At 70.9% G+C, this 1,771-nt stretch carries 2 protein-coding genes; both read right to left on the reverse strand.

Features of this window, described 5'->3' with window-relative positions:
• Positions 1-75: 75 nt before the first annotated feature.
• A complete protein-coding gene (locus HMPREF0731_RS19870) occupies positions 76-852 on the reverse strand; it encodes an ABC transporter permease (RefSeq protein WP_007006007.1) in 777 nt (258 codons plus the stop codon).
• On the reverse strand, positions 849-1,771 hold a 923-nt coding region (locus HMPREF0731_RS19875), incomplete at its 5' end, for an ABC transporter permease (RefSeq protein ID WP_007006008.1). The genes HMPREF0731_RS19870 and HMPREF0731_RS19875, both read right to left, overlap by 4 nt.

The raw sequence follows: 1,771 nt of genomic DNA on the forward strand, positions 1-1,771 counted from the left end.
GGCGTTCCGCTTCAGGCCTGAGGCGGGACGCCAACTGAAAAAAGTTTTTTGGTTCTTTTTTCTAAAAAAGAACCCTTAGCCCTGTTTTCTCTTCAACAGCGTCACCGCCACCAGCAGCACCACCGAGATCAGCACCAGGATCATCGCCGCGGCCATGATCGTCAGGCTGATGGAATCGTTCAGCCCGGAGAACATCTGCCGCGGCAGGGTGCGCTGCGCCGGCCCGGCGATGAACAGGGCGATCGCCACCTCGTCCAGCGAGGTGGCGAAGGCGAAGACCCCGCCGGCGGCGACGCCCGGCATGATCTGCGGCAGGCAGACCCGCCAGAAGGCCCGCGCGGGCGAGGCGCCGCAGGAGGCCGCGGCGCGCAGCTGCACCGCATCGAATTGCTGCAGGGCGGCCAGCACCGTCACCACCACGAAGGGCGCGCCGAGCGCCGCATGGCCCAGCACCAGGCCGGTGAAGGAATTGGTCAGGCCAAGCGGCCCGAAGGCCAGCAGCAGCGCGACGGCGACGATGATCGCCGGCACCACCATCGGCGCCAGCAGCACCGCCATCACCAGCGTCTTGCCGGGGAAGGGGGCGCGCCACAGGCCGAAGGCCGCCAGCGTGCCCAGGCTGCCGGCCACCAGCGCGGCGCCCGCGCCGACGCGCAGGCTGTTCCACAGCGCCGGCAGCCAGAAATCCGAGGCCCAGAAATCCGCGTACCAGCGCAGCGACAGGCCGGGCAGCGGATAGAACAGGAAGGAACCGGCGGAGAAGGAGAGCGGCAGCACCGCCAGCACCGGCGTCAGCAGGAACAGGATGGCGAGCAGCCCCACCAGCCAGAGCAGGATGCGCGGCGCCTTCATGCCGTCTTCACCTTGCCGAAGCCGACCAGCCGGGCATAGAGCGCGACCACCAGCGCGACGGCGGCCAGCAGCAGCAGCGACAGCGCCGCCGCCATGCCCCAATTGACGGTGCGGGAGGCGTAGAAGGCCACGAAATAGGGCACCATCTGGTCATTGGCGCCACCCAGCAGCGCGGGCGTGACGTAGAAGCCCAGCGCCTGGATGAACACCAGCAGGCAGCCGGCGCCGACCCCGGGCAGGGAAAGCGGCAGCGACACGCGCAGAAAGGCGGTGAGCGGCGTGGCGCCGAGCGACAGCGCCGCGCGCGGCAGCCGCCAGTCCAGCGCCTTCAGGCTGGCGTAGATGGGCAGCACCATGAAGGGCAGCAGGATATGCACCATGGCCAGCAGCACCGCGCCGCGATTGTAGAGCAGCGGCAGCGGCTCGGCCGTGACCTGCAGGGCGGAGAGGGTGGCGTTCACCACGCCCTCGCGCTGCAGCAGCACGGTCCAGGCGGCGGTGCGCACGATCAGGCTGGTCCAGAAGGGCAGCAGCACGCCGCCCAGCAGCCAGGGCGCCCAGCGCGGCGGGGCGGTCGCGATCAGCCAGGCCAGCGGATAGCCGATGGCCAGGCAGATCAGCGTCGCCAGCGCGCCGATCCACAGCGTGCGCCACAGGATGGCGCGGAAGATTCGTTCCTGCTCGGGGGCGGCGCCGATGGCGCCGGCGGCGTCGCGCTTCAGGTCCAGCACGGCGAGCAGGTTGAAATCGGAATACGGCCCGCCGGCGCGGCGGATGGCGGCCCAGGGGGCGGGGCTGGCCCAGTCCTCGCTGATGCCGCGCAGCGCCTCGCGCGGGTCGCCCTGCAGGGAGGAGGCGCGGCGCGCCGTCATCGGCAGCAGGCTGCGGAAGCCGGGCCAGTCGGCGTTCAGCCGCGCCG

The organism is Pseudoroseomonas cervicalis ATCC 49957, assembly GCF_000164635.1.
In the GTDB taxonomy this organism is placed as follows: domain Bacteria; phylum Pseudomonadota; class Alphaproteobacteria; order Acetobacterales; family Acetobacteraceae; genus Pseudoroseomonas; species Pseudoroseomonas cervicalis.